Genomic DNA, 26163 nt, shown 5'->3' with positions numbered 1-26163 from the left:
CCGCTCCTCCAGCACCTCCTCCAGCACCTCCGCCACGAAGGGCGTGTCGTCCGCGCCCCCGCACCGCGCATGCACCCGCGCCCCGTTCGCCCCGCCGCGCGCGGCCACCGCTCCCGCCGGCAACGCCGCCACCTCCCCCAGCGTGGTGAGCCCCAGCGCGGAGAAGGACGCCCCCTCCCGCCCCTCCAGCGCGGCCAACGGCAACGGCGCCAGCGCCCGAGCCGAATCACCCAGCGGAATCACCTCCACCCGCCGCGCCCCGTACCGCGCCAGCGCTCGCGAGGTGAACGCCTCCGAGGCCACCGCCACGTGCGCCCGGTACCCCAGCTCCGAGCACAGCGCCAACGCCCGCGAGCACAGCCCCTCCTCGCCTCCGGACAGGTGCGCCGCCCCCGCGTCCAACCACAGTCCATCCGGCGCGGAGAGCTGGAAGCCCGGCCCCAGGCACAAGAGCGCCTCCCCCAACGCCACCAGCGCCCGCGCCTCCTCCTCCGGCCGATAGGGAAAGTGCCGCAGTTCCGGATCCAGCGCCGTCGCCGCCGTGAGCGTCGTCCCGGGCCGAACCCCCGCCTTCAGCGCGGACGTCGACGCCGCCGCCACCCGCCGCTGGCCGCGCGACTCCTCCACCAGCACGAAGGGCCGCCCCGTCAGCTCCGGGCACTCGATGACCTTGCGCTGCACCGGGAAGCGCGTGAAGTGAAGATACGCCCTGCGCATGGGGCCTCAGTGCGTCGACGAGGCCGCGCTCAGCCCCGCTCGCAGCGACGGCATGGCGCCATCCCGCCCGGGCCGCTGGCCCTGGATCCCCAGGCCGTTGCGCGCCACCCACGCCCCCTCCTTCAGGAAGTCCGGCGTGGCATCCGCATCCAAGGGCCCCACCTCCAGCAACCGTCCGCCCCCCTCCAGCCCCAGCTCTGGATACAGCGCGCTCCACGGCACCACCGCCCGCGCCCCCGTCCCACCGCGCCGGCTGCGCACCACCTCCACCGACCACCCCTCCCCATCCCCCGACTCGGTCCGCAGCCGAGTCATTCCATCCGCCGGCGCGTCCGGCGAGGTGAGCAGCAACAACAGCCCGCCCCCCCGCTCCGCCGCGTCCGCCAGCTTGCGCGCCTCCGCGAGCCCCACCCGAGGAGACCGCCCCGCCGCCCCCACCCCTCGCGTCAGGTCCAGCACCACGCAGGCGAAGGCTCCACTCCGGGCGAGCTGCACCGCCGCCCATACCCGCTGCTCGGGCGCCTTGGGACGAACGATGAGCAGCCGCTCCAGGTCCACGCCCTGCGCCGCGGCCGCCGGGGGATAGAGCTCACGCGGCCCATCCACCCACGCGCACAGCCGCTCCTCCCGGTGCGCCGCCGCCACCGCGCTCAGCGCCAGACTGGTCCGCCCGGAGGCCGCCTCTCCGCACAGCTCCACCGCCTGTCCCAGCGGGAAGCCGCCCGAGGGCAGCAGCGCGTCCACCGCCTCCATCCCCGTGCGAAGGACGGACAGGTAGCGCCGGGGCGCCGCCTGCAACTGGCGGATCCGCTCCCGGAGCTGGTCCACGACCGAGCCCGCCGAGCCCGCCGGGCCCACCCGCTGCTCCAAAGCCGCGCCCATCTCGCCTCCTCGCCGGAACCCGGCACACCGAACGTCCGACTGGACGGCAGTTCAGTATGCTCACGGGTCTGACGTGCGCCCGCCCAGGACGCACGGCGATGGGTGAGGCGACACGACGCACCGGCTCGGATCCACTGGCCCGAGGCCAGGGATCTCAAGCCCCTGCACGTCCTATCCGGCGCAGATGACCTTCACTTCCACCTTCTCGTCATCCGCCCGGCGCAGGCAGCTGCCGCCGAAGTAGATGCGCGCGGGGCGCTCCTCGCCGGACGGCTCGTACGTCAGGTCGCCCGCGGCCACCGAGCACCGCTCCACCGTGCCCCCGGCGCGCGTCAGCTCCACCTGCGCCAGCCGCGGATCCGGCAGGTTCACCACGTCCAGGCTCTGCGCCACCGCGGCCAGCTCGGCGATGCCCAGCAGCGTGTCCCGGTAGCTCGCCCGGCAGATGGAATCCAGGTTGTCGAACTTCGTGTCGAACTTCTCCGCCATCGCCCGGTGCCGATGCCCGGGCCCGTACGACGTGGGGCAGTCCACGTTGCGCACGTACGTGCCCTGCGGCGTGACGTCGAGCACCAGCTCCGCCCGCTTGTCGCTCAACGCCACCGGTCCCACCGTGGCCCAGAGTACCTCGCGGCGCCCGCCCTTCGAGTCCCGCAGCGAGCTGAAGTATTCGAAGTACTCGTCCACCGTCGTCAGCAGCGCCGCGTTCTCGCTGCACTTGTCCACCGACGTGTCATCCGGGACGGTGACCGGAGGCGGACGCGACTTGGAGCTGCAGTCCTCTTCGTCCGTCACCACGACCACCAGCAGCCGAGCCCCATCCCGAAGGAAGCCGCCGTTGCCTCCCTCGCCGATGGAGGTGTTGGCCAGGGGCTCGGAGACCGCCAGGCGCACGGCCTCGAAGGGGGACTCCTGCCCGCTGCCCGCCGTGCCCTGCTGCACCAGCCGACGGAAGCGCTCCAGCAGGTGCTCGTCCGTGCTCTCGATGTAGCGCGCGTCCGAGGGCTGTCCATCCGCCTCCGGAACAGCCTGGAGATGTCCCGACTCGGCGGGGTATTCGCGGTATTGCTCCACACCCTGGAAGAGGATCCGCCGGTAGACGGACGTGGTGATCACCCCCACGCGGAAGTCCTGCGTCACGCCGCCGCCCTCCTGGAGGGCCTTGATGAACGCGGGCAGCTCGGTGGCGATGCCGGCCTGCTCCTCGGCCATGGAGGCCGAGTTGTCGATGACGAAGAGGATGTCCGTCTTCTGCGGAGCCACCACCGGGGACTCGCTCTGACACTTGCCCGGAAGGGTGGATCCCGCCTCGTCGACAGGCGACGTACAGGACGCCACCCAGAGGGCCGGCAAGAGGAGCAGGGGGGCACAGGGCTTCAACTTCATGGCGGCCTCCTAGGAGGCGGCGCGCCCAGGCGGCGCGACGCATCAGGGCTGGGGGGGCGAGCATGCCCCACCCCAGGCCCGGACGCGAGACAAGGTGCAGCGTCTGGCATCCGACTTGGACGTGGAAAATCGCACACGGCGTTTGCCATGGGCGTTTTGGTTGTTACGTTGGTTCATCTGCCGCAAGAAACCGACAGATGTTCACCGGCTCGGCCGCTCGCACGGCCGGGCTTGAAGACGAAGGAAGAGGCCGAACTTCATGTCCGATGAGAAGAAGAAGGGCACCGCCGCGAGCGCCATGCCCACCGCGATGGCCCCTCCCGGGCTCATCAACAAGGAAGACATCCCGCAGGTGCTCCCCATCCTGCCCCTGCGCAACAGCGTCTTCTTCCCCGGCGGCGTACTCCCTCTGGCCGTCGGCCGTCAGAAGACCATTGCCCTGATCAAGGACGCGGTGCGCGACGACCAGGTCATCGGTGTCGTCACGCAGCGCCGCGCCGAAGAAGAGGATCCGGGCGCCGCCGACCTCTACACCATGGGCACCGTCGCCCGCATCGTGAAGCTGCTCAAGATGGGCGAGGACAACTACTCGCTCGTGGTGCAGGGACTCGCCCGTTTCCGGGTGGTGGAGCTGGTCCAGGAAGCCCCCTACCTCAAGGCCCGCGTCGACGCGGTGGAGGACAAGACCTCCGCTGAAAACGTCGAGGTGGAGGCCCTGGGCATCAACCTCAAGAAGCTGGCGCGCGAGGTCATCGAGCTGATGCCCGAGCTGCCGGCCGCCGCCACCGAACTGGTGGAGAGCATCACCCACCCCGGCCACCTGGCGGATCTGATCGCCGCCAACGTGGACGTGCCTATCGAGGAGAAGCAGGCCGTCCTTGAGACGGTTGATCTCAAGGCGCGGATGAAGCTCGTGCTCGAGCTGCTCAACCGCAAGCGGGAGATCCTCAAGCTCTCCAACAAGATCGACTCCGCCGTGAAGGGCGAGATGTCGAAGACCCAGCGCGAGTACTACCTGCGCCAGCAGCTCAAGGCGATCAAGGAAGAGCTCGGGGAGATGGGTGAGGAGGAAGAGGAGCTCGACGAGCTCCAGGAGCGCCTGAAGAAGGCGGCCCTGCCTCCCGACGTGGAGAAGGTGGCGAACAAGGAGCTCAACCGCCTGAAGACCATTCCGGCGGCCTCCAGCGAGTACACCGTCGCGCGCACCTACCTGGATTGGATCGCCGACCTGCCGTGGTCGAAGATGTCCGAGGACAACCTCGACATCGAGAACGCCCGGCAGCAGTTGGACAAGGACCACTTCGGCATCAAGAAGGTCAAGAAGCGCATCCTGGAGTACCTGGCGGTGCGCAAGCTGAAGAACGACATGCGCGGGCCCATCCTGTGCCTCGTCGGTCCTCCGGGCGTCGGCAAGACGTCGCTGGGTCAGAGCGTGGCCAAGGCCACGGGCCGCAAGTTCGTGCGCCTGTCCCTGGGCGGCGTGCGTGACGAGGCGGAGATCCGCGGCCACCGGCGCACCTACGTCGGCGCGCTGCCCGGCCGCTTCATCCAGAGCATGAAGAAGGCCGGCACCAAGAACCCGGTCATGATGCTCGACGAAATCGACAAGCTCGGCGCGGACTTCCGTGGCGACCCGAGCGCGGCGCTGCTCGAGGTGCTGGATCCGGAGCAGAACAACACGTTCAGCGACCACTACCTCGACGTGCCGTTCGACCTGTCGAAGGTGATGTTCGTCGCCACGGCGAACCAGCTCGACCCCATCCCCGGTCCGCTCCGCGACCGCATGGAGATCATCGAGCTGTCCGGCTACACGTTCGAGGAGAAGCAGAGCATCGCGCGCATCCACCTGGTGCCCAAGCAGCTCAGGGAGCACGGCCTCAGCGCGGATCACATCGAGATCACCGACGAGGCGTTGCTGACGCTGACCACCTCGTACACCCGCGAGGCGGGCGTGCGTAACCTCGAGCGGCGCATCGCGGACATCTGCCGCGCGGTGGCGGTGGAGGTCGCGGGCGGGAAGATGGACAAGCAGACCATCGACTCCGAGCGCGTGAAGGAGGTCCTCGGGCCCGAGATGTTCTACTCGGAGGTCGCGGAGCGCACGGAGGTTCCGGGCGTGGCCACGGGCCTGGCCTGGACGGCGGCGGGTGGCGACCTGCTCTTCATCGAGGCGACCAAGATGGCGGGCAAGGGCGGCATGACGCTCACCGGCCAGTTGGGCGACGTGATGAAGGAGAGCGCGACGGCGGCGCTGAGCTACCTGCGCAGCAAGTCCGAGCAGTTGGGCATCAGCTCCAACTTCCTCGAGAAGACGGACCTGCACCTGCACTTCCCGGCGGGCTCCATCCCCAAGGATGGTCCTTCCGCGGGCGTCACCATCCTCACCGCGCTCACCAGCCTCCTGACGGGCATCCGGGTGCGGCACGACACGGCGATGACGGGCGAGGCCACGCTGCGTGGTCTGGTCCTGCCGGTGGGTGGCATCAAGGAGAAGGTGCTGGCGGCGCACCGGGCGGGCATCAAGCGGGTCATCCTGCCCGAGCGGTGCCGCAAGGACCTGGTGGACGTGCCGGATCAGGCCAAGAACGAGCTGGAGTTCATCTTCGTCACGCAGATGGACGAAGTGCTCAAGGCCGCGCTGGAGACGTCGCCGTTCAAGTCGTCGGCGGGGACGCCGGGTGGCGAGCCGGGCAAGGAGCCGCTGCCTCCCCAGGCCGCGGACGCCAGCTCTCCCGAGGTCCGCGCTTAACCACGCAGGCCGCTGAGATGTGACACGGGCAGGTTCCTCTTCCGAGGGACCTGCCCGTTGTCTTTGCGGGTCTCGGCGACGTCAGTGCCGCGTCGGAGGCGTGTCCTGCGCGTCGGGCCCGGAGAGCCGCTGGGCGAGCAGGCCGAGCAGCTCCTGGGTGGAGAGCCGGCCCGCGCCGTCCTTGCCCTCGAGCACGTCCGCGACGAGCGCGCGCTTGTGCTCGTGCAGGGAGAGCATCTGCTCTTCAATCGTGCCGCGCGCCACCAGCCGGTAGACGGTGACGGGACGCTCCTGACCGATGCGGTGCGCGCGGTCCGAGGCCTGGTCCTCCACGGCCGGGTTCCACCAGGGGTCCAGGTGGATGACGCTGTTCGCGGCGGTGAGGTTGAGGCCGAAGCCACCGGCCTTGAGGGAGATGAGGAACAGCGGCGCGGTGCCCTCCTGGAAGGCCTTCACCGCTTCCGCGCGGGCCCTGGGGGCCGTCTGCCCGTCCAGGTATTCGTAGGTGATGCCCCGCGCGTCCAGCACCTCTCTCACCAGCGCCAGGTGCGAGGTGAACTGGCTGAAGACCAGCGCGCGGTGGCCCTCGGAGCGCAGCTCCTCGACGAGCTCCAGGAAGCGCTCCAGCTTGGAGGACTCCACGCGTGACGCGGCGTCATAGAGGCGCGGGTGCGAGGCCAACAGCCGCAGCCGGGTGAGGGCCGCGAGCACCTCGAAGCGCTGCTCGTGCTCGCGCTCACGCCGCTCGCGCATGACCTCCGGACGAGACTCCAGCGAGGAGATGGCCGCCAGTCGCGCGTCCTCGTACAGCGTCCACTCCGCCGAGGACAACACGACGGGCACACGCACGTCGGTGCGCGGGGGAAGCTGCGCCTCCACCTGGGCCTTGGTGCGGCGCAGCAGAAAGGGTTGCAGCACGCGAGCGAGCGCGGGGGCCGCCGTCGGGTCTACCCGTCGCTCGATGGGAATCGCGAACCGGGTGCGGAACGCCTCGTGACTGCCGAGCAGCCCCGGGAAGACGAGCGAGAACACGCTCCACAGCTCGCCCAGGTGATTCTCCAGCGGGGTGCCGGAGAGGGCGAACTTGAAGTCTCCCTGGAGCGCCCTGGCGGCGCGGAAGCGATGCGTGCCGGCGTTCTTCAGTGCCTGGGCCTCGTCGAAGACGATGGTGGCGAAGCGCAGCTCGGACAGCCGGCCGATGTCGCGCGTCAGCAGGCCATAGCTGATGACGAGCACGTCCCGAGGCCCCAGCCGTTCGAGCAGACCGCCCCGGTCCGCCGCCTCGGAGAAGAGCCGCATCCGCAGCGAGGGCGCGAAGCGCTTCGCCTCGTCCATCCAGTTGAAGGCCACGGAGGTGGGCGCCAGCACCAGCGCGGGCCCCAGCTTGCCGCGCTCCAGCAGGACGGCCAGGGCCTGCACCGTCTTGCCCAGGCCCATGTCATCCGCCAGCACCGCGCCCGCGCCCCATGACGCCAGCCGCGTGAGCCAACGGAAGCCCTCCGCCTGATAGTCGCGCAGCTCCGTCTTCAGCGTCGCGGGCACCTTCGGCTTCAGCTCCTTCGCGGCGAAGATGCGCTGGACGAGCCCTTGCCAGGTCTTGTCCGCTTCCAGCGCGGCCCCCGCGCCACTCAGGGCGGACAGGGACTCCGCGGCGGCCGGGCCCACTTCCAGTCCGTGCCGCGACTGGTGGGCATGGTCCGCCAGTCGCTCCAGGTGCTGGCGCAGCGCCTCTTCGACCTCCACATAGGTCTGGTCCTTCACCAGGACGAAGCGCTCCTTGCGGCGCGCGGCATCGAGCAGCCGCGCCAGCTCCACGCGCTCCCCCTGCACCGCGAGCCCGCCGAGCATTCCAAACCAGTCCCGCTTGCGCTCGACGGAAATCTGGAGCGCGCTGGCGCCACGGTGGGCCGCGATTCGCAGCGGCGAGCCCAACCACTCCAGCTCCGGAGCAGGCTCCAGCTCCTGACACGCGGCGAGCAGTGCAAGCGCGCCCTGCACTCCCGAGAACGAATAGGAGAAAGGCATCACCTGCGGCTCCGCGAGGCCGAAGGGCAGGCGCGTCTGGAGCGACTCGGCCAGCGCGAGTTCCTTCACGAAGTCGCGCACCGTGTGGACCGCGTCGTTGCCACGGCGCACGTAGACATCCCGGGGTCCCTCGCCAGGGATGAAGGAGGCGCTGTCCGGGAGGGCACGCACGCGCAGGTCCACGCGCACCGCGCCGCCCGGCTCGATTTCGAGCCGCAGCACCGGGAGCTGGAGCACGGGGACGCGCTCACCCATGACTCCGCGAGGCAGGGCCACGGGCAGGCGCACGGCCAGCTTCGCCAGCTTCTCCAGCAGCACGCCATGGCTCTCCGGCGGGAAGACGTTGCCGTGGCGCTGGAGCACCGTGACGAGCGCGCGGACCTCCGGGCCCACGTCCAGGAGCGTGAGCCGACGCGCGCCCTCGTCCCAGAGGAAGAGGGCCTCCTCGGGCTTCGACTTGCGCACGCGGTCCACCATCGACGCGGACAACGTCGCGCCCTCCACTCCCGCGGTGACGACGACCGCCCCACCCCGCTCCACCGCGACGATGCCCACCTTGGCGCGCTCGACCTGGACCAGCAGGTCCTGCGTCCCCTCCTGGTAGAGCCGGGGATGCTCCACCAACTCAACGAGCAGCGCGCGCGAGGCGGGCCCATCGTTGTCCGGGAGCAAGGACGCAAGGCGCGCGTCGAGGGAGGACAGCTGCGCGCCGTGCTCTTGCAGCAGCTTGCGCCGGCTCACCTTCGCCCCCGTCGAGCGCTGGCCCTTCTTGGTGCGCCGGTGCACGTACGGATGCACCTCCACGCCGTAGCCCTCGATGACGTCGACGCGCCAGGAGACCTCCACGCCCGAGCCGCTTCCGAGCCCCTCATCGAGCGCGCGCTCCAGCGCCCGGAGCGTGCGGTCCCACCCCGGCCGCACCAGCTCATCGAGCGTCTCGCCGAAGCCCTCCGTCCAGGGTTGGCGCAGCCACAGCAGCACCGTGTCGATGGCCGCGAGCAGATGGACACAGGGCGGCGCGCCACAGGTGCAATCGGCCTGCACGGAGGTGGGCGTGAAGGTCAGGCTCGCCTCGGGGAGGATGAACCCCATCTGCGCGCCGTAGGGCAGCTCCGAGCAGCGCGTCTCACGGAAGCGGAAGCCCGGGAGCTCGGGGTCGAGCTGGAGCGCGTCGCGACTCAGCGCGCTCGTGGGACGCGGAGCGACGGTGCCGGGCGCGCGGGAGCGGAGGTCCAGCAGCAGGCCGTGGACCCGGTGCGTGCGAACGTCCTGAGGGGGCGCGAGGCGCTCGGGGAGCGAGGCCCGGGTCTGCTCCGCGTTCCGCCGCTCCTCTTCCACGAAGCGCCATGCGAGAAGCGGGAGCAGCTCCTTCATCTTCGGAGATGGGAGGGACTCCTGGCTCCAGCGGGTCCGCGCCTCCTCGCTGAGCATCTCCACCAGGCGGCGGCGCGCGGTCGCTGGACGGGCCTGGGGCAACAGCGCGGCGTCCACCAGGGGCGTCAACACCGTGAGGCTCAAGCGGGACAGATGCTCGATGCCCTGCTCCCGCAACCAGGACCGCAGTGCGCCCTCCGTGGCGAAGTGTGGGACAGACGAGGGAACAGGCTGCGGGCGCTCCACGGACATGGCCCTTCGCTTCTTCGCGAAGCGGCGGGGAAACGCAAGCGCCACGGCGAGGCGGACAGGCAGGCAACCCTCCTTCCACGACTTCCGCTTTCCTGCCCTTCCACGGCACACTGCGGAACGACGCTCCCTTGCCAGGCGTCGCACCTGCCATGACCAAATCCGCTGGAGTGTGGGGACTGGGCTTCATCCTGCTCGCCGGGCCCGCGTGCCTGCGAGCCTCGACGGAGGCGAAACCGGCCCCCCTGCCCGTCGACCCGGCCGCGGTGAAGGAGTCGGTGGAGGGCAACCGCACCTCCCTTCCCACCGCGCCGGCCGAACCCAAGGGCGTGGTCGTCGAACCTCCGACGAAGCCGCCGTCCGGGGAGCCCGAGGCCCTTCGCTCGTCACCGAAATGGCCCGCTTCCGGGGCGCCCCTGACGCTGGTGTCGGCACGCTTTCCCCAGGGCTTCGGCAAGCAGCGCGTGTACCTGGACGCGGGACATGGGGCGGAGGGGAACACCGGCACCCGGTCCGTCACCTGTGAGGACGAAGAGGTCTTCACGTTGCGCGTGGCGGAGGACCTGGCTCGGCGCCTGGAAGCCACGGGGCGCTTCGACGTGCGCATCAGCCGCAAGTCGGGGCAGCGGGTCGCCTACGCGGACCGGCTCGCGGAGGCCGAGCGTTGGGGCGCGCATGTGCTGGTGAGTCTGCACTCGGACTCCCGGGGGACGGCGCACCCGTGGTCACCCACGGCGGGCCAGGAGTGCAACCGGCAAGATGAGACGCCTGGGTTCAGCGTGCTCTGGTCCGAGGAGGCCGATCCGCCCCTCCAAGCACGACGGGCCATGCTGGCGCGGGCGCTCGCCCGGAACCTGTCCCAGGTGGGATTCCTGCACTACGACGGCGTGGACTACACGGGGCTCTATGCCGCTGACTCCGCGCAGGCCGGGGTCTTCGTAGCGAGAGAGCCCACGCACCGACGCATCTTCGTGCTGCGCAAGCCGACCATCCCCTCCGTCATCATCGAGACGCACCATGCGCTCGACTTCGAGGAGGCCGCGCGGTGGCGCGAGGAGCGCACGCTGGAGGCCTTTGGCTCCGCGGTGACCCAGGGGCTCGTGGACGCCTTCACGCCATCTCTCGTCGCCGCGCCCCAGGCGAACAGCCGCTAGGTTCTGTCCCTTCGACTGTCGAGGAGGTCACTGAGTGGCCCGGTGGTGGGACGACGCTGCCACCACCAGTCACTTCCCGCTTCGACCGACCACCACCTGGAGAGAGCGCGTCCCGCATCATCGACCGTCGCAGCCCGGTACTTCTCATCGGCAGCGGCGACCAGGGACCTGAGCTTCTCCACGAGAGGAGCAGAGCATTCGCCCAGCAGATGCTCCACCGCATCGCGCCGATACAGATACTCCGCGAACTCCTCCGCCAGGCTCTTGGTGTCGCCCACGTCCTCCGCGAATCGCAACCAGCTCTCCAGGAGGATTTCGGACGAAAGGCGCTTCCCCCTGGCGTGACGCCTGGCCGTCAGGTCATCCAGGACAGCCTGTTCTTCGGGGGTGAAGGAGGGGAGATAACTTCTCGTCTTGCGATATCTCCGCACGAAGCCCTCTCTCTTGGGGGGGCTGAACGGAGCTACAGCCCGACGCTCGATGGCTTGTCGGTACATCTCCCGCAGCGCGTCCATGTCGGGCGCGAGCTGGATGATTTGGTTCATGGCCTCATTGGCCACTTCCCACACGTCACCCACGCGCTTGCTTCGCAGCCTCCGGGTGAGCGGGGCAGGCCACATCGCGGCCAAGAAGTAGATTTGGACCGGCCAGTCAGCGAGCTGAATGGTCAACGAGGTGGGCTCACGCCTCACTTCACGTCGGCCGAGGGTGTAGGACGTGAAGACCCAAGCGTCTCCCTCCGCTAGAAGTAGGGATCGCACAGGACCACCGGTTGGCGCTTCGTCTCTCGCAAGGTCGTAGTAGCCCCGAGAGAAGCGAATCCGATGTTCCCAGCGGGAGAGGCAGTCGAGGTGCAGCCGCGCGTCACTGAAGCGCGAGAGTTCATCGTCTTCAGGGAATGGGCAGACGGAGCCATCGATCTTCACTGAAAGACGATCCGGGTCCGTGCTCCCGCAGATGGCGCAGGCTCTCGTATCTCCTGATTCAGGTCGCATGGTTCACTCGCCGGTCACGATGGAGGGTCAGCGCAGCCAGGCGAAGGCACGCTCGAGCTGGGCCACCGCGTCGTCGAGATAGCAGCGACCATGCGCCAAGAGCACCCGCTGAGGCTGCCATCCAAGCATTTGCTGATAGCAGGCACGCGCTTGAGGCTTTCGTCCCCAGGCTGTCGCCTGCACCTCACGAGGTGTCTGTCCCGGCCACATGGTGCCACCGAGGGTGAGCAGCCACCGGAAGCGAGGCCGGATGCGCTCCTTTTCGAGCGCCATGACCATGTCCGCGAGGATCAACGTCGCGGAGTCCTTGTGGAAGAACACGACCTCTTCGACGAAGCGACTCCCTCGGAAGATGAGCTGTTCGAAGTCATTCGCCCAGGCCTCGGGGGCGCCATCCTGGAGGTCGGCATCGAATGGAACATCGAGCTTCTGCGAGCGTGCGCGCTCACGAACTCTCGGGGAGGCCCAGACCGTCGCGTGCGGGTAGCGCGCCTTCCAGGCCGGGATGGCCGCGTAGTGAAACCTGTTGGGCGAGACGAGATGCTCGACGCTCCCGAGTGCATCGACTTCCGCGAACAGCGCGGGGGTTGGCGCCGTGGGAGACCAGAGCCACAAGCCCCCCGAGCGCAGCCGGATGATGACCATGCGCGTGGGGAACGGCAGGGACACCGGGCCAACACTCATCTTCGCGACGGGCCCGTCCACCCACCAGAGTCCTTCGGCGAGCGGCTTGAGCGTCGAGAGTGGACCATAGGGACGTATCCCATCGGTCCACTCGCTGAGTTCGTGGGCGCTCTCGCGGTTTCCAGTCGTCATGGCCCTGTCATAACAACTCCGGGACGACGCGCACCTCGACTATGTGCCCGCGTCCCGATCCTCGTCAGCCTCTTCGTCCCCGAGGATGCGCGCCAGTCGCGAGGCCAGTGCATGGACGTACGGCGCTCGCAGCATGCTGTAATGGTCACCGGCGACGTCCTCCAGCTTGAGCTGTCCCGGTGGGACCCAGCGCGACCACCCATGGCTCGCGTCCACGGCCCGCTCGCGCCTCGCGTCCTTCGCGCGGAGAAGCAGCATGGGCCCGGCGTAGGGTCCTGGACGATACGTGGACAGTGCTCGGAGGTTTGCTCGCGTCACGTCTCGCCAGGCTCGAAGGTCGGTGTCCCGGACCTCGGGAGGCAGCCAGCCGGCGACACGTGCATGTTCGGCGAATCGGGCGAGCTGCCCGTCTTCCGTAAGGCCCATGAGCAACTCCGGACGCAGCGTCGATTCCGACCCCGCCGCACGCGCCAGATCCATCGCCATGCCCGTGAGCAACAGCGCGTCCTCGGGCACGGTCATGAGGGATTCGTCCCCTGGAGCGAAGCTGTCGAGGAGCACGAGTTGTTCCACCCGCTGCCCCTGTCGCTCCAGTTCACGCGCCATCTCGAAAGCGACGACGCCACCCATGGACCAGCCGCCCAGGATGTAGGGACCCTCCGGCTGCACAGCGCGCATGGATGCGATGTAGCGACGAGCCAACGCTTCCACCTGCTCCAACGGCGCCTCGTCTCCGTCCAGCCCAGGCGCCTGGAGCCCGTAGAAGGGCCGCTCCGTTCCCAGCGTGCGCGCGAACAGCCGGTAGGGGCCCACCGCGCCCCCCACCGCGTGAACGAAGAACACCGGCGTGCCCGAGCCCTCCGCCTGCAACGTCACGCAGTCTCTGACCGAGCCACCCGCGCGAGTCCCTTCCACCCAGGACGCGAGCTGTTCCACCGTGGGTGCCTCGAAGAGCGCGCGCAATGGGACGTCCACACCGGTCCGCGCGCGCACCCTCGCGACCACCTGCGTCGCCAGCAGTGAGTGCCCGCCTAGCTCGAAGAAGTCGTCGTGGATGCCGACCTTCTCGACGCCGAGGACCTCGCTCCAGAGGGCGGCGAGCTGCTGCTCCGTGTCATTGCGCGGCGCCTCGTACCGGTCCTGCGCGGCTCGGGTGGTATCCGGCACGGGCAGCGCACGGCGATCCACCTTGCCGTTGGCGGTGAGCGGCAGGGCTGCCATCACCACGAACGCGGAGGGGACCATGTACTTGGGGATCCGCTCCTGGAGGAAACCACGCAGGGCGAGGGGCTCGGGCCCCGCCTCCTGGCGTGGCACGACGTAGGCCACCAGTCGCTTGTCGCCGGGGACGTCCTCGCGCACCAGGGCCACGGCCTCGCGCACCTCCGGGTGCTGGTGCAGCGCGGACTCCACCTCGCCCAGCTCGATGCGCAGGCCGCGGAGCTTCACCTGGTCGTCGGCGCGGCCGACGAAGGCGAGCTGCCCATCCGCCCGCCAGCGCACCACGTCGCCGGTGCGGTAGAGACGCGCGCCGGGCTCGGTGCTGAACGGGTGCGGGATGAAGCTCTCCGCCGTCAGCTCCGGACGGCCGAGGTAGCCGCGCGCGAGCTGCACCCCGCCGATGAACAGCTCACCGGGCAGGCCCACGGGCACGGGCTCCAGGCGCTCGTCGAGGACGTACACCCGCACATTCGTCAGGGGGCGGCCAATGGGCGGCGGCTGTCCCTCTTGCGGCGCGCACTCGCGGAGCGTCGCCACCACCGTGGCCTCAGTGGGGCCGTAGGTGTTGAGGAAGGTCCGGCCCGGAGCCCAGCGCGACACGAGCTCGGCCGAGCAGGCCTCGCCGCCAGAGATGACCGTGCGCAGCGCCGGCAGCTCTTCAGCGGCGGTCGCCGCCAGCACCGCGGGGGTGAGGCTGAGGACGGAGATGGACGAGCGCCGCAGCAGCTCGTGCAGCGCCGGCCCTGGCATGGCCTGCTCGGTGGTGAGGACATGCAGGGTTCCGCCCGCGGTCAGCGTGCTGAAGATCTCCTCGACGGAGAGGTCGAAGCTGGGGTTGGCGAATTGGAGGACCTGGCTGGACGGCCCCAGGGCATACGCCTGCTTCTCCCAGTGGACGAGGTTGCAGACGGCGCGGTGGGTGACGAGCACGCCCTTGGGCTGGCCGGTGGAGCCCGAGGTGTAGATGACGTAGGCGAGGTTCTCCGCCATCACGCCGGAGACCGGGGCGTCCTCTCGCTGGCGGGAGAGCTCGGCCGTGTCGACGCACACGGTGGCGCCGGAGAAGGCAGGCAGGCGTGCCGCGAACGGCTGCTGGGTGAGGAGCACGGTGGCCCCGCAGTCTTGGAGCATGAAGGCCAGACGCACGGGAGGCTGCATCGGGTCGAGTGGCACGTAGGCGCCACCGGCCTTGAGGACGCCGAGCATGCTCACGATCAGCTCCGGCGAGCGCTCCATGCACAGGGCGACGCGGACCTCCGGGCCCACGCCCAGGGAGCGCAGGTGCCAGGCGAGCTGATTGGCGCGGCGCTCCAGCTCGCGGTAGGTGAGCGCGCCGGAGCTGGACTCGATGGCCACCGAGTCGAGGTCGCGCGAGGCCGGGATGACCAGCTCGTGGAGGCAGGCCTGATGCGGGAAGGCGGCCTGGGTGCCACTCCACCGCGACAGCAGTTGCTCGCGCTCCTCGCCGGGCAACAGAGAGCAGGTGGCGAGCGGCGCATCCGGGCGGGCCAGCACGGCCGAGATCAGCACCTCCAGGTGCCGCATCATTCGCTCGGCCGTGGAGGCGTCGAACAGGTCCGTATTGTACTCGAGCCGTCCCTCCAGGCTCCCGTCCTCGACGAAGCCCATATCGAGGATGAGCTCGAACTTGGCGTTGCCAGGGTTGAGGCCAAGAGGCGACAGCTCCAGGCCCGCGTGCGAGCGCCGCGACTCGCCCAGGGCATGCAGTTCGAACATGACCTGGAAGAGCGGTGAGCGGCTCAGGTTGCGCTCGGGATGGAGCTCCTCGACGAGCTTCTCGAAGGGGATGTCCTGGTGCTCGTAGGCAGCCAGGGTGTTCTTGCGCACCTGGACGAGCAGCTCGCGGAAGGTGGCACGGGAGTCGATGCGGGCGCGGAGGACGAGCGTATTGACGAAGAAGCCGATGAGCCCTTCGAGCTCCGCGAAGCGGCGGCCGGCGATGGGCGAACCCACGCAGACATCGTCCTGGCCGGAGTAGCGGGCCAGCAGCAACTGCCAGATGGCCAGCATGCCCATGAAGGGCGTGAGTCCCTCCTGCTGGCAGAGAGCACGCAGCGCCTCGGTGGACTCGCGACGGATGCGGATGGGAACGGCGGCCGCGCGTGCGGAACCATTCGAGGAGCGAGGCCTGTCGGTGGGCAACTCCAGAGCCTGGGCGGCCCCTGCCATTTCCTGGCGCCACCAGGACAGCTGCTTCTCCAGGGCGTCGCCCTGCAGCCAGCCGCGCTGCCAGGCCGCGTAGTCCGCGTACTGCACCGGCAACTCGCCCAGCGGTGACGGCTTCCCCGCCGCATACGCCTCGTAGAGCGCCACCACCTCCCTCACCAGCACCGCTGTCGACCACCCGTCCGACACGATGTGGTGCAGCACCACCACCAGCACGTGCGACTCCGCTGACAGCCTCACCAGCGTCACTCGCAGCAGCGGCCCACTCTTCAGGTCGAAGGGCCTTGCGACTTCTTCACCCACCCAGCGCAGCACCGTGGCTTCATCCTCGGGCAGTTCGACTCGCTGAAGCTGGAACGCCGTCGGAGGCTGGATGACCTGGACGGGGACACCTCCTTCATCAGGGAAGCAGGTGCGCAAGCTCTCGTGACGACGCACCACTTCCGCGAAGGCTCGCTCCAGCGCATCCACATCGAGCGGCCCATCCAACCGGAGTGCCGTCGGAACGTTATACGCAACGCTCCCCGGTTCAAGCCGATCCAGGAACCACAGTCGCTGCTGCGCGAAGGACAACGGCAGCGCGCTCTTCCGAGGCGAAGGTCGCAGCGCGGGCAACGAGACGGCTCGCGCGACCTGGTCCACCTTCCTCGCCAACGCCTCCAGCGTGGGCGCCTCGAAGAGCGCTCGCAGGGGGACTTCCACTCCCAGCGACGCACGCAGACGAGCCACCACTCGCGTCGCGACGAGCGAATGTCCACCCAAGGCGAAGAAGTCATCGTGTCGACCCACCCGCTCGACTCGCAAGACCTCTGCCCAGATGGAAGCCAGCGCCTCCTCCATCGGCGTGGCGGGCGGAACATGCGCGGCTCCCGACACCACGGCTCCGGACTCGGGCACTGGCAGCGCTCGACGATCCAACTTTCCGTTCAGTGTCAGCGGCAACACGTCCAGCCACATGAAGGCCGAGGGCACCATGTGCGCCGGCAGACGCTCCTGGAGGAACCCTCGCAAGGCCCCCACCTCCGCCGCCTGCCCCGAACCCGCGAGGACGTACGCGACCAGGCGCTGGTCTCCAGGCGTATCCTCACGGGCCACCACCACCGCATCCTTCACCGAGGGATGCTCGCGCAGGACCGCTGCCACTTCTCCCGGCTCCACTCGGAAGCCGCGCACCTTCACCTGGAAGTCAGAGCGGCCGAGGAACTCCACCCGCCCATCCGCGAGCCACCGCACGCGATCCCCCGTGCGGTACATCCGCGCTCCCGGCACGGCACTGAACGGGTCTGGACCAAACCGTTCCGCCGTCAGCTCGGCGCGCGACAGGTAGCCACGAGCGACTTGCGCCCCTCCGATGAACAGCTCGCCCGGAACACCGACTGGCACCGGCCGAAGCTCGTCATCGAGCACATACACCCGCGCATTCGCCAGGGGTCGACCCAAGGGCACCGCACCCCGTCGTGTCGACGGACCCGCATCCGCACGAGCGGGCGTCGAGTGAGGCGCAACAATCGCCTCGCCCGTATCAACCCCACCCGCGAGCACCCCCACCGTCGTCTCCGTGGGGCCGTAGTGGTTGAACACCTCGCACTCCGGGGCCAGGGCACGCACCTGCTCCAGCAACGCCCAGGTGGATGACTCGCCTCCCAGCACCAGTCTCTTGCGCGGAAGCACCCGAGCCGGTGCTGGCGCAGTCAACAGCGCGGACAGATGCGCGGGGACGATCTTCACGCAGTCCACGCCGTGACGCTGGAAGTACTCCGCGACTCCCACGGGATTCCCCGCGCGCTCCGCGGTGAGCACATGCAGCACACCACCCGTGCACAGCGCGGGGAACAACACCGTGTTCCCCAGGTCCGCGCCGAATGTGGACACCAGCGCGAAGCTGGAGCACTCGCTCAACTTCAACCGCTCCGTCGCGGCCTGGACGTAGTTGACGAGCGCGCCATGCGACACGGCCACGCCCTTCGGGCGCCCGGTGCTCCCCGACGTGAACAACACGTACGCCAGATTCTCCGACGCACCTCGATGGTCCGGAGCATCCACTCGCTGGAGGGCGAGCTGCTCCGCCTCGGTGTCCAGTTGCACTCTTCGCGCCGCACAGGCCTGGAACAAGGCCTCGTGACGTGACTCCGTCACCACCACGGGCGCGGCGACCTCTTCCACCATCAGGCACAGGCGAGAGGCGGGCTGCGACGGCTCCAGCGGCACATATGCGCCACCCGCCTTCAGGACACCCAGCAACGCGACCACCAGCTCCGCGCTCCGCTCCAGACACAGCGCCACCGGGACGTCCGGTCCCACGCCCAAGGCTCGCAGATGATGCGCGAGCTGATTCGCCCGAGCATCGAGCTGCCGATACGAGAGCACCGTCTCCTCACAGCACACGGCCGGCGCGTCCGGTGTACGAGCCACCTGTCGTTCGATGAGCTGGTGCAGCAGCGCGGCCTCGAACGGGGCATCAGCGGTCGCGGTGGACCAGGACTCCAGGACGTGTCGACGCTCGGAGGCCGTCATCAGCGGGAGCGCGTCGAGGCGCTGCTCCGGGTTCGCGGTGATGGACTCCAGCAAGACCTGGAGGTGGGAGACCATCCGGGCCGCCGTGGACGCCAGGAACAGGTCCGAGTTGAACAGCAGCGTCCCCGCGAAACCCTCGGCCGACTCACTCAGGTTCAACGACAGCTCGAAGCGCGCGGACTCCGTGCCCTCGGTCGGCACCGGCTTCAACGACAGCGCGGGCAACTCCAGGGCCTCCACCGGCGCGTTCTGCAGGACGAAGAGGACCTGGAACAGCGCGGTGCGACTCAGGTCGCGCACGGGATGGAGCGCTTCCACCAGCTTCTCGAACGGAAGGTCCTGGTGCTCGTAGGCGCCCAGCGTGGTCTCCCGCACCTGGGCCAGCAGCTCACGGAACGTGTCCCGAGGCCGTGCCTGGGCTCGCAGGACCAGCGTGTTGACGAAGAAGCCGATGAGGCCCTCCGTCTCCGCGTACCTCCGGCCCGCGATGGGCGAGCCCACGCTCACGTCTTCCTGACCCGAATAGCGCGCCAGCAACACCTGGAACGCCGCGAGCAACACCATGAAAGGCGTGGCCCCCTCGGCGCGGGCCAGTGCTCCGATGGCGTCGCTCAGCTCCCTCGAAAGTCGCACCGGCACCGTGGCGCCCCGGTGCGACAGAATCGCGGGCCTTGGACCATCCGTGGGCAGCTCCAGGTGGGGAGGTGCTCCCGCCAGGCGCTTGCGCCAGCCGTCGAGCTGCGCTTCCAGTCGCTCACCACTCAGCCACTCGCGCTGCCAGCGTGCGTAGTCCGCGTACTGCACCGGGAGCGCGGCGAGCGGTGAAGCACGGCCCTCGGAGAAGGCGACATAGAGCGTGCTCAACTCGCGCACCAACACGCCGAGGGACCAGCCATCCGCGATGATGTGGTGCATCACCAGCGAGAGCACATGCACCTCGGGCTCCAGCCGCGACAACGTGGCTCGCACGAGCCACTTCTGTCCCAGGTCGAACGGACGCAGCGAGTCCTCGACAGCTCGACGACGAGCCTCTGCCTCTCGCTCCAGCTCAGTCAGTTGACCGAGGTCTTCCACCGCGAGCGGGAAGTCCGTGGGAGGGTGGATGACCTGAACAGGCTCGCCCTCATGCAGGGCGAAGGTGGTGCGCAGCGCCTCATGCCGCGCCACCAGCGCGGAGAACGCTCGCTGGAGGGCAACGAGGTTCAGCGCACCTTCCACTTGAAGGTGGATGGGGATGTTGTAGGCCGCGCTGCCCGGAGAGAGCTGGTCGAAGAACCACAGTCGATGCTGCGCGAAGGACAACGGCGGCATCCCCGTGCGCGGCAGCGCGACCAAGGGAAACGCCTCGGACGACGGACCTGCTTCGCGCGAGGAGTCGATGCGCGCGGCCAGGGCTTCGAGCGTAGGTGCTTCAAAGAGCGTGCGCAGCGGGAGGTCCACGCCGGTCAGCGCGCGCACTCTCGCCACCACCTGCGTCGCCAGCAGCGAGTGCCCGCCCAGCTCGAAGAAGTCGTCCTTCCTCCCCACTCGCTTCGCGCCCAGCACCTCCGCGAAGACTTCCGCCAGCTTCGCTTCCATCCCTTCTCGCGGCGCCTCGTACTCCTCCACGGCCTGCGTCACGTCCTCCGGTGCTGGCAACGCCCCGCGGTCCACCTTCCCATTCGCCGTCAGCGGCAGCGCCTCCAGTACCACCACCACCGTCGGCACCAGGTACTCCGGCAGCTTCCTCCGCAGCCCTTCCTTCACCACGCTGGCGTCCAACCCCGTCCCCACCACGTACCCCACCAGCTTCTTGTCCCCCCGCTCCTCCCTCACCACCGCCACGGCTTCCTTCACCCCCGCCTGCTGCTTCAGCCCCTCCTCCACCTCCCCCAACTCAATCCGGTATCCCCTCACCTTCACCTGACTGTCTCGACGGCCCAGGAACTCCAGCACCCCGTCCCCCCGCCACCTCACCACGTCCCCCGTCCGGTACAGCCGCTCGCCTTCTCCAAATGGGCTTGGCACGAAGCGCTCCGCTGCCCAGTCGGGACGCCCCACGTACCCCTGCGCCAGCCCCTCTCCTCCCGCGTACAGCTCTCCCGGCACTCCCACCGCCACCGGATTCATTCGCGCGTCCAGCACGTACACCTCTGTGCCTTCCACGGGCTTCCCAATCGGAATGCCTCGCGCTCCTGCCGCGGCCTCTCCCTCCATCCGGTACGCCGTCGTGAAGGTCGTGTTCTCCGTCGGCCCATACCCGTTGATGAGCGTGCCTCCCTGCCGCAGTCGCTCTCGGACTCGCTGCGCCGGCAGCACGTCTCCTCCCGCCAGCACCTGACGCACGCCCTTCAGCGCTTCCGGCTGATACGCCTGCATCTGCTCGAAGAGCGCCGCCGTCAGCCACAACGACGTCACTCCACTCTTCGTCAGCTCGCGGCCCACTTCCTCCAGCGACACTTCCTTCGCCGGGTACACCACCAACTTCGCCCCGTGCAGCAACGCGCCCCATACCTCCAACGTCGACGCGTCGAACGACACGGGCGCCAGTTGCAACCACACTTCATCCGCGCCGAAGCGCGCGTAGCTGGCTCCCAGCACCAGCCTTGCCACTGCCCTCTGCGGCACTCCCACGCCCTTCGGCGTCCCCGTGCTTCCCGACGTGTACATCACATACGCCAGGTTGCCTCCGCTGCCTCGGAGACTCGGGTTGCTTCGCGGCTGGCGCGCAATCGTGGAGCCCTCTCCGTCCACGCTCACCACCACGTCCGCGCTCTCCGCCACTTCCTCCACCTGCGCGTCCGTCCCCACCACCACCGCCACTCCCGCTTCCCTCTTCATCCACCTCAACCGCTCCGCCGGCACTCCTGCCTCCAGCGGCACGTACGCCCCTCCCGCCTTCACCACTCCCAGCACCGACACCACCCACTCCACCCCGCGCTCCACGCACAGCCCCACCCTCACCTCGGGGCCTACTCCCACCCCCCTCAGGTGGTGCGCCAGCTGGTTGGCTCGCTCGTTGAGCTGCGCGTACGTCAGCGACTCCTCGCCGCACTCCACCGCCACCGCGCCCGGCGTCTGCTCCACCTGGGCTTCGAAGTGGGCTGCCAGCGTCTCGTGCCCGCGCGCGCCTCTCTTCTCTCGCCCGCTCCACTCGCGCACCAGTCGCCGCTGCTCCTCCACCCCCACCAGCGGCACTTGCCACACCTTCTTCTCCAACCCCTCCACCGCCCCCTCCAACACCACCCTCACGTGCTCCACCAACCTCGCCGCCGTCCCCTCCTCGTACAGGTCGCTGTTGTAGTTCAGCGACACCCCCATCCCCTCCGCGTCCTCCCCCACCAGCAACGAGAAGTCGAACTTCGACGTCTTCGTGTCCGTCTCCAGCCCCTTCAGCACCAACCCCTCCCCCAGCTTCACCTCCACCCCAGGCGTGTTCTGCAACGTCAACGACACCTGGAAGAGCGGACTGCGGCTCATGTCCCTCCGCGGCACCAACTCCTCCACCAACTTCTCGAACGGCACGTCCTGGTGCGCGTACGCACCCAACGTCACCTCCCTCGCCCTCCCCACCAATTCCCGGAAGCTCTCCTCCTCGCGGACTCGCCCCCTCAGCACCAACGTGTTCGCGAAGTACCCAATCAGCCCTTCCGTCTCCGCGTGCGTACGTCCCGCTATCGGAAACCCCACCACCACTTCTTCCTGCCCCGCGTACCTCGCCAGCACCACCTGGTACGCCGCCAGCAACACCATGAAGGGCGTCGCTCCCTCCCTCCGGCTCGCCTCCTCCACCTTCCTCCACAGCTCCTTCGGCCACCGCCTCTCCAACATGGCCCCTCGGAAGCTCTGCACCGCCGGCCTCGGCTTGTCCGTCACCAACTCCAACGCCTTCGGCGCTCCCTCCAATTGCCTCCGCCAGTACTCCACCTGCTGCTCCAGCACCTCTCCCTGCAACCACCCTCGCTGCCACTCCGCGTAGTCCGCGTACTGCACCGGCAACTCGCCCAGCGGTGACGGCTTGCCTGCCGCGTACGCCTCGTAGAGCGCCGCCACCTCCCTCACCAACACCTCCGTCGACCACCCGTCCGACACGATGTGGTGCAGCACCACCACCAACACATGTGCTTCCGCTGACAGCCTCACCAGCGTCACTCGCAACAGCGGCCCCACCGTCAGGTCGAACGGAAGCAACACGGCTTGCTCCACGTGACGACGTGCTTCGGCCTCACGGCGCTCCTCGGGAAGCCCTTCCAGATCGACGTCGTGCAACACCACCGGTGACTCCGGCGCGACGATCTGCACGGCGACGCCGTTCACACTTCGAAATGTGGTGCGCAGCGCTTCGTGACGCCGAACGAGTTCCTGGAACGTTCGAGCCAGCGCATCCCGGTTCAACGGCCCCGTCATCCGCACCGCGCCGGGCACGTTGTACGAGGCGCTCAACGGTTCGAGCTGGTCCAGGAACCACAGGCGCTGCTGCGCGAAGGACAGCCTTGGAGGCCGACGCCTGTCTTCCCTTGGCACCAATGGCGGCGCCACCTGAGCAGCCCCCGCTCGACTCAGTCGATCCACCCGACTCGCGAGCTCCGCCACGGTCGGGGCCTCGAACAGCTCACGCAGCGGCAGCTCGACTCCGAACGCGCTCCGCACGCGGGAGATGGCCCTCGTGGCCAGCAGCGAGTGGCCTCCCAGCTCGAAAAAGTGGCCGTACAGCCCCACCCTGTCGAGTCCGAGCACCTCCGCGAAGAGCCCCGCCAGCAAGTCCTCCGTCGCGGTGCGCGGCGCAACATAGGCACTCACGCCCTCGCGCCCCGCATCCACCACGGGCAGCGCCTTGCGGTTCACCTTGCCACTCGGCGTCAGCGGCAGCGCGTCCAGCGTCACGAACGTGGACGGCACCATGTACTCGGGCAGATGTGCCCCGACATGCGCGCGCAGGGCCTCCCGCTTCGCCCCCTCCCGCTCCGAGAGGACGACGTACCCCACCAACCTCCGGTCCCCGGGAACATCCTCACGCACCACCACGGCCGCATCGCGAACACCCGGCGCGGCACGGAGCGCTGCTTCCACCTCGCCCAGCTCGATGCGGAAGCCTCGCAGCTTCACCTGACCATCCAGGCGACCCACGAACTCCACCGTCCCCTCCGCCGTCCATCGGGCCAGGTCTCCCGTGCGGTACAACCGGGCGCCAGCCTCCTGGCTGAACGGATGCGGAACGAACTTCTCCGCCGTCAGCTCCGGCCGACCCACGTACCCGTGTGCCAGATGCGCGCCACCGATGAACAGCTCGCCCGAAATCCCCACGGGACAGGGCTGTCCCCATGCATCCAACACATAGAGCTGGCAGTGCGGCAGCGGCGCGCCGATGGACGGAAGACGCGGCCACGATGAAGGCGCCCCCCGCAACCGGTGCGCGGAGACGACATGCGTCTCCGATGGCCCGTATTGATTCTCCAGCACGCACCCGGGGAGACGCTCGAAGAACGCGACCAGAGAGGGCGTCACCTGGAGCTGCTCACCCGCGGTCACCACTTCGCGCAGCGCTCTGGGCACCGTCGGGCGCTGGACCGCGACTTCCGCCAGGGCTTGAAGCGCCACGAAGGGCAGGAAGAGGCGCTCCACCGCGTGCCTGTCCAGGAACGTCAGAAGCGCTGACAAATCCTGACGCACGTCCTCCGAGGGCAGCACCAACGTGCCACCGGCCCACCAGGTGGAGAACATCTCCTGGAAGGACACATCGAAGCTGAGCGCCGCGAACTGCAGCGTCGTCGCCGTGGGAATCACGGACCGCTCGAGCTGCCACGTCAGCAGATGTGACAGCGCACGATGCGACAGCGCCACGCCCTTGGGCCGCCCCGTGCTGCCCGACGTGTAGATGACGTAACACGCCAACTCCGGAGGAACCTCTTGAGCAGGAGCCCGGATCGGCTGACGCGCCAGCGCCTCGGACTCCAGGTCCATGAACACGCGACGCGCGCGCGAGTCCACCGGCAACACCGTGCCCAGCCGGGAATGACTCAGCACCACGACGGCGCCCGAGTCCTCCAGCATGAACGCCAGTCGCTCCGCCGGATAGCGCGGATCCAACGGCACATAGGTGGCCCCCGCCTTGAGCGTGCCCAGCACGGCGACGGCCAGGTCCAGGCTCTTGTCCAGACACAGGCCCACCTTGCTCCCGACGGGAACTCCCAATTCCGCCAGGTGATGCGCGAGCTGATTCGCCCGAGCCTCCAGCTCCGCATAGGTCAGCGCCCGCGTCCCATCAGTGACGGCGATGGACTCGGGAACCCGAGCCATCTGGGCTTCCACCGGACGGAACACCGCCACGGGCACATGTGCATCACGCGCCAGGGGATTCCACTCGGTGAGGACCTGTCGTCGCTCCTCCACGTCGAGCAACGCCAACTCCGACAACGGCCGCTCCACCTTCTCACGCAGCTCGCGCAACACGTGACGCAGGTGCGCCAGCATCCGCCGCACCCCCGTCGCGCCGAAGCGCCTGGCGTCATAGGTCAGCCGAAGCACCAGCTCGTGTCCCGGCAGCGCCATCAACGTCAGCGGGTGGTGGTCCACCTCCATCGACGTGGGGTTGCGCACCACCAGCTCATCCGACGGCGTGGAGAGCCCCGCCTCCATCGGATAGTTCTCGTAGATGACGAGGCTCTCGAACAGCGGCTCGCTCGAAGGCACCTCGCTCCAGCGGCGCACCTCCACCAGCGGAGAGGACTCGTACTGACGCGCCTCCTGCAACCACGACTGCAGTTCCTTCAGCCACGGCCCCACGGGCCGTGAGGCGGGCATCCGCACGCGCACGGGGATGGCATTGATGAACATGCCCACCATGCTCTCGATGCCAGCAAGCTCGGGCGGCCGTCCGGAGACCGTCAGACCGAAGACCACGTCATCGCCGCCGCTGTAGCGCCCCAGCAGCACCGCCCAGGCGCCCTGCAGCAACGTGCCCGGTGTGAGCCCCTGCTGCCGGGCGAAGGCGACGAACGCCGACGTCTCCTCCGCTCCCAGCCGCACCTCCTCGTCCCCCCGCTCCCCCTGTCCCCGAGGCACACCTCCCACATTCAATCGCGTGGGCTCCGCGAAACCCACGAGCGCCTTGCGCCAGAAGTCCCTCGCGGCACCCTGGTCCTGCCCCTCCAGCCACGCGATGAAGTCCCGGTAGGGCCGGACATCTCCCCGCGGCGGCGTCACTCCACGCCGAAGCGCCTCGTACCGGGTGAACACGTCCCGCGTCACCAACTGCGTGGACCAGCCATCCAGCAACAGGTGCGTGACGCTGAACACCACGCGCCAGACGCGCTCGTCCGTGCGAAACAGCGCCAGCCGGAACAGCGGCGCGACGGAGAGTTCAAACCCGCGCCGACGGTCCACCACGAAGAAGGCCGACACCCGAGCCTCCAGTTCCTCCCGAGGCACCGTGCGCCAGTCCTCCACGGAGACGGTGGGCTCCACGTCGCGCATCACCGCCTGCAGCGGCGCGTCCAATCCCTCCCAGAAGAACGCCGTGCGCAGGATGGTGAAGCGCTGTGCCGCCTGCCGCCACGCCTCCGTCAGCGCCGTCACGTCGAGGACGCCATCCAGCTCGAAGGCGATCTGGTTGAAGTAGGGCTGGGTCTCGTCCTCCTGGAGGTGGTGGAACAGGATGCCCTGCTGCAACGGCGACAGGGGATACAGGTCCTCCACGTCGCGAAGCCGCTGTCCCTGGGAGGCCAGCCGGTCCGCGAGCCCCTCCAGCGCACCCTGCCCCAGCTTCGCCAGGGGGAAGTCCAGAGGTGACAGTCCACGCGGGTCCTCGGACGTCCCATGCGCGATGAGTTCCCGCAGGGCCGCTCGCAGCGCGTGAGCCAGCCTCTCCACGGTTTCGGTCCGATGAATCCCCGAGCCATGGGTGAACATCAGCCGC

The 26163-nt window shown here is 69.0% G+C and carries 8 protein-coding genes and 1 pseudogene (1 of these 9 only partly in view); 2 read left to right on the top strand and 7 right to left on the bottom strand.

Features of this window, described 5'->3' with window-relative positions; all coding sequences use genetic code 11:
* The 3 genes and pseudogenes from HUA78_RS22100 to HUA78_RS22090 all read right to left on the bottom strand — a co-directional run.
* Window positions 1-717 (bottom strand): annotated as a pseudogene (locus tag HUA78_RS22100) (DNA polymerase Y family protein); the annotation flags it as partial.
* 6 nt (window positions 718-723) lie between these two features.
* Entirely contained in the window at window positions 724-1599 is an 876-nt protein-coding gene (locus HUA78_RS22095) for an ImuA family protein (RefSeq protein WP_174477084.1), read from the bottom strand.
* Between the two features lie 171 nt (window positions 1600-1770).
* Window positions 1771-2985: a vWA domain-containing protein gene (locus tag HUA78_RS22090; protein WP_174477083.1), complete on the bottom strand. Its 1215-nt coding sequence runs from the start codon at window positions 2983-2985 to the stop codon at window positions 1771-1773.
* A 259-nt stretch (window positions 2986-3244) separates the two neighbouring features.
* Between HUA78_RS22090 and lon the strand changes: the two genes are divergently transcribed.
* Entirely contained in the window at window positions 3245-5734 is a 2490-nt protein-coding gene (gene lon, locus HUA78_RS22085) for an endopeptidase La (RefSeq protein WP_141647087.1), read from the top strand.
* Window positions 5735-5815: 81 nt separating this feature from the next.
* On the opposite strand, the gene HUA78_RS22080 is transcribed toward lon, so the two are convergent.
* The gene (locus HUA78_RS22080; RefSeq protein WP_174477082.1) at window positions 5816-9385 is read right to left on the bottom strand and encodes a DEAD/DEAH box helicase; all 3570 of its coding nucleotides are present in this window, start codon (window positions 9383-9385) and stop codon (window positions 5816-5818) included.
* Window positions 9386-9534: 149 nt separating this feature from the next.
* Between HUA78_RS22080 and HUA78_RS22075 the strand changes: the two genes are divergently transcribed.
* On the top strand, window positions 9535-10536 hold the full coding sequence (locus HUA78_RS22075) for an N-acetylmuramoyl-L-alanine amidase (RefSeq protein ID WP_174467449.1): 1002 nt from the start codon (window positions 9535-9537) through the stop codon (window positions 10534-10536).
* Here HUA78_RS22075 and HUA78_RS22070 read toward each other — a convergent pair.
* The 3 genes from HUA78_RS22070 to HUA78_RS22060 all read right to left on the bottom strand — a co-directional run.
* A complete protein-coding gene (locus HUA78_RS22070; protein ID WP_174477081.1) occupies window positions 10533-11462 on the bottom strand; it encodes a hypothetical protein in 930 nt (309 codons plus the stop codon). The two genes, HUA78_RS22075 and HUA78_RS22070, sit on opposite strands and share 4 nt — an antisense overlap.
* 96 nt (window positions 11463-11558) lie before the next feature.
* Window positions 11559-12347, bottom strand: a complete 789-nt coding sequence (locus tag HUA78_RS22065) for a DUF4336 domain-containing protein (protein ID WP_174477080.1) — start codon at window positions 12345-12347, stop codon at window positions 11559-11561.
* Between the two features lie 39 nt (window positions 12348-12386).
* Window positions 12387-26163, bottom strand: the 3' portion of a protein-coding gene (locus HUA78_RS22060) for a non-ribosomal peptide synthase/polyketide synthase (protein WP_174477079.1). Its footprint extends 4379 nt past the window's final position; only the last 13777 of its 18156 coding nucleotides appear in the window; the start codon falls outside the window, past its right edge; its stop codon occupies window positions 12387-12389.

This window comes from Myxococcus sp. CA033, assembly GCF_013336625.1.
Classification (GTDB): Bacteria; Myxococcota; Myxococcia; order Myxococcales; family Myxococcaceae; genus Myxococcus; species Myxococcus llanfairpwllgwyngyllgogerychwyrndrobwllllantysiliogogogochensis.
The sequence above is the reverse complement of the archived record's forward strand: the minus strand, read 5'-3'. Positions and strand labels throughout refer to the sequence as shown.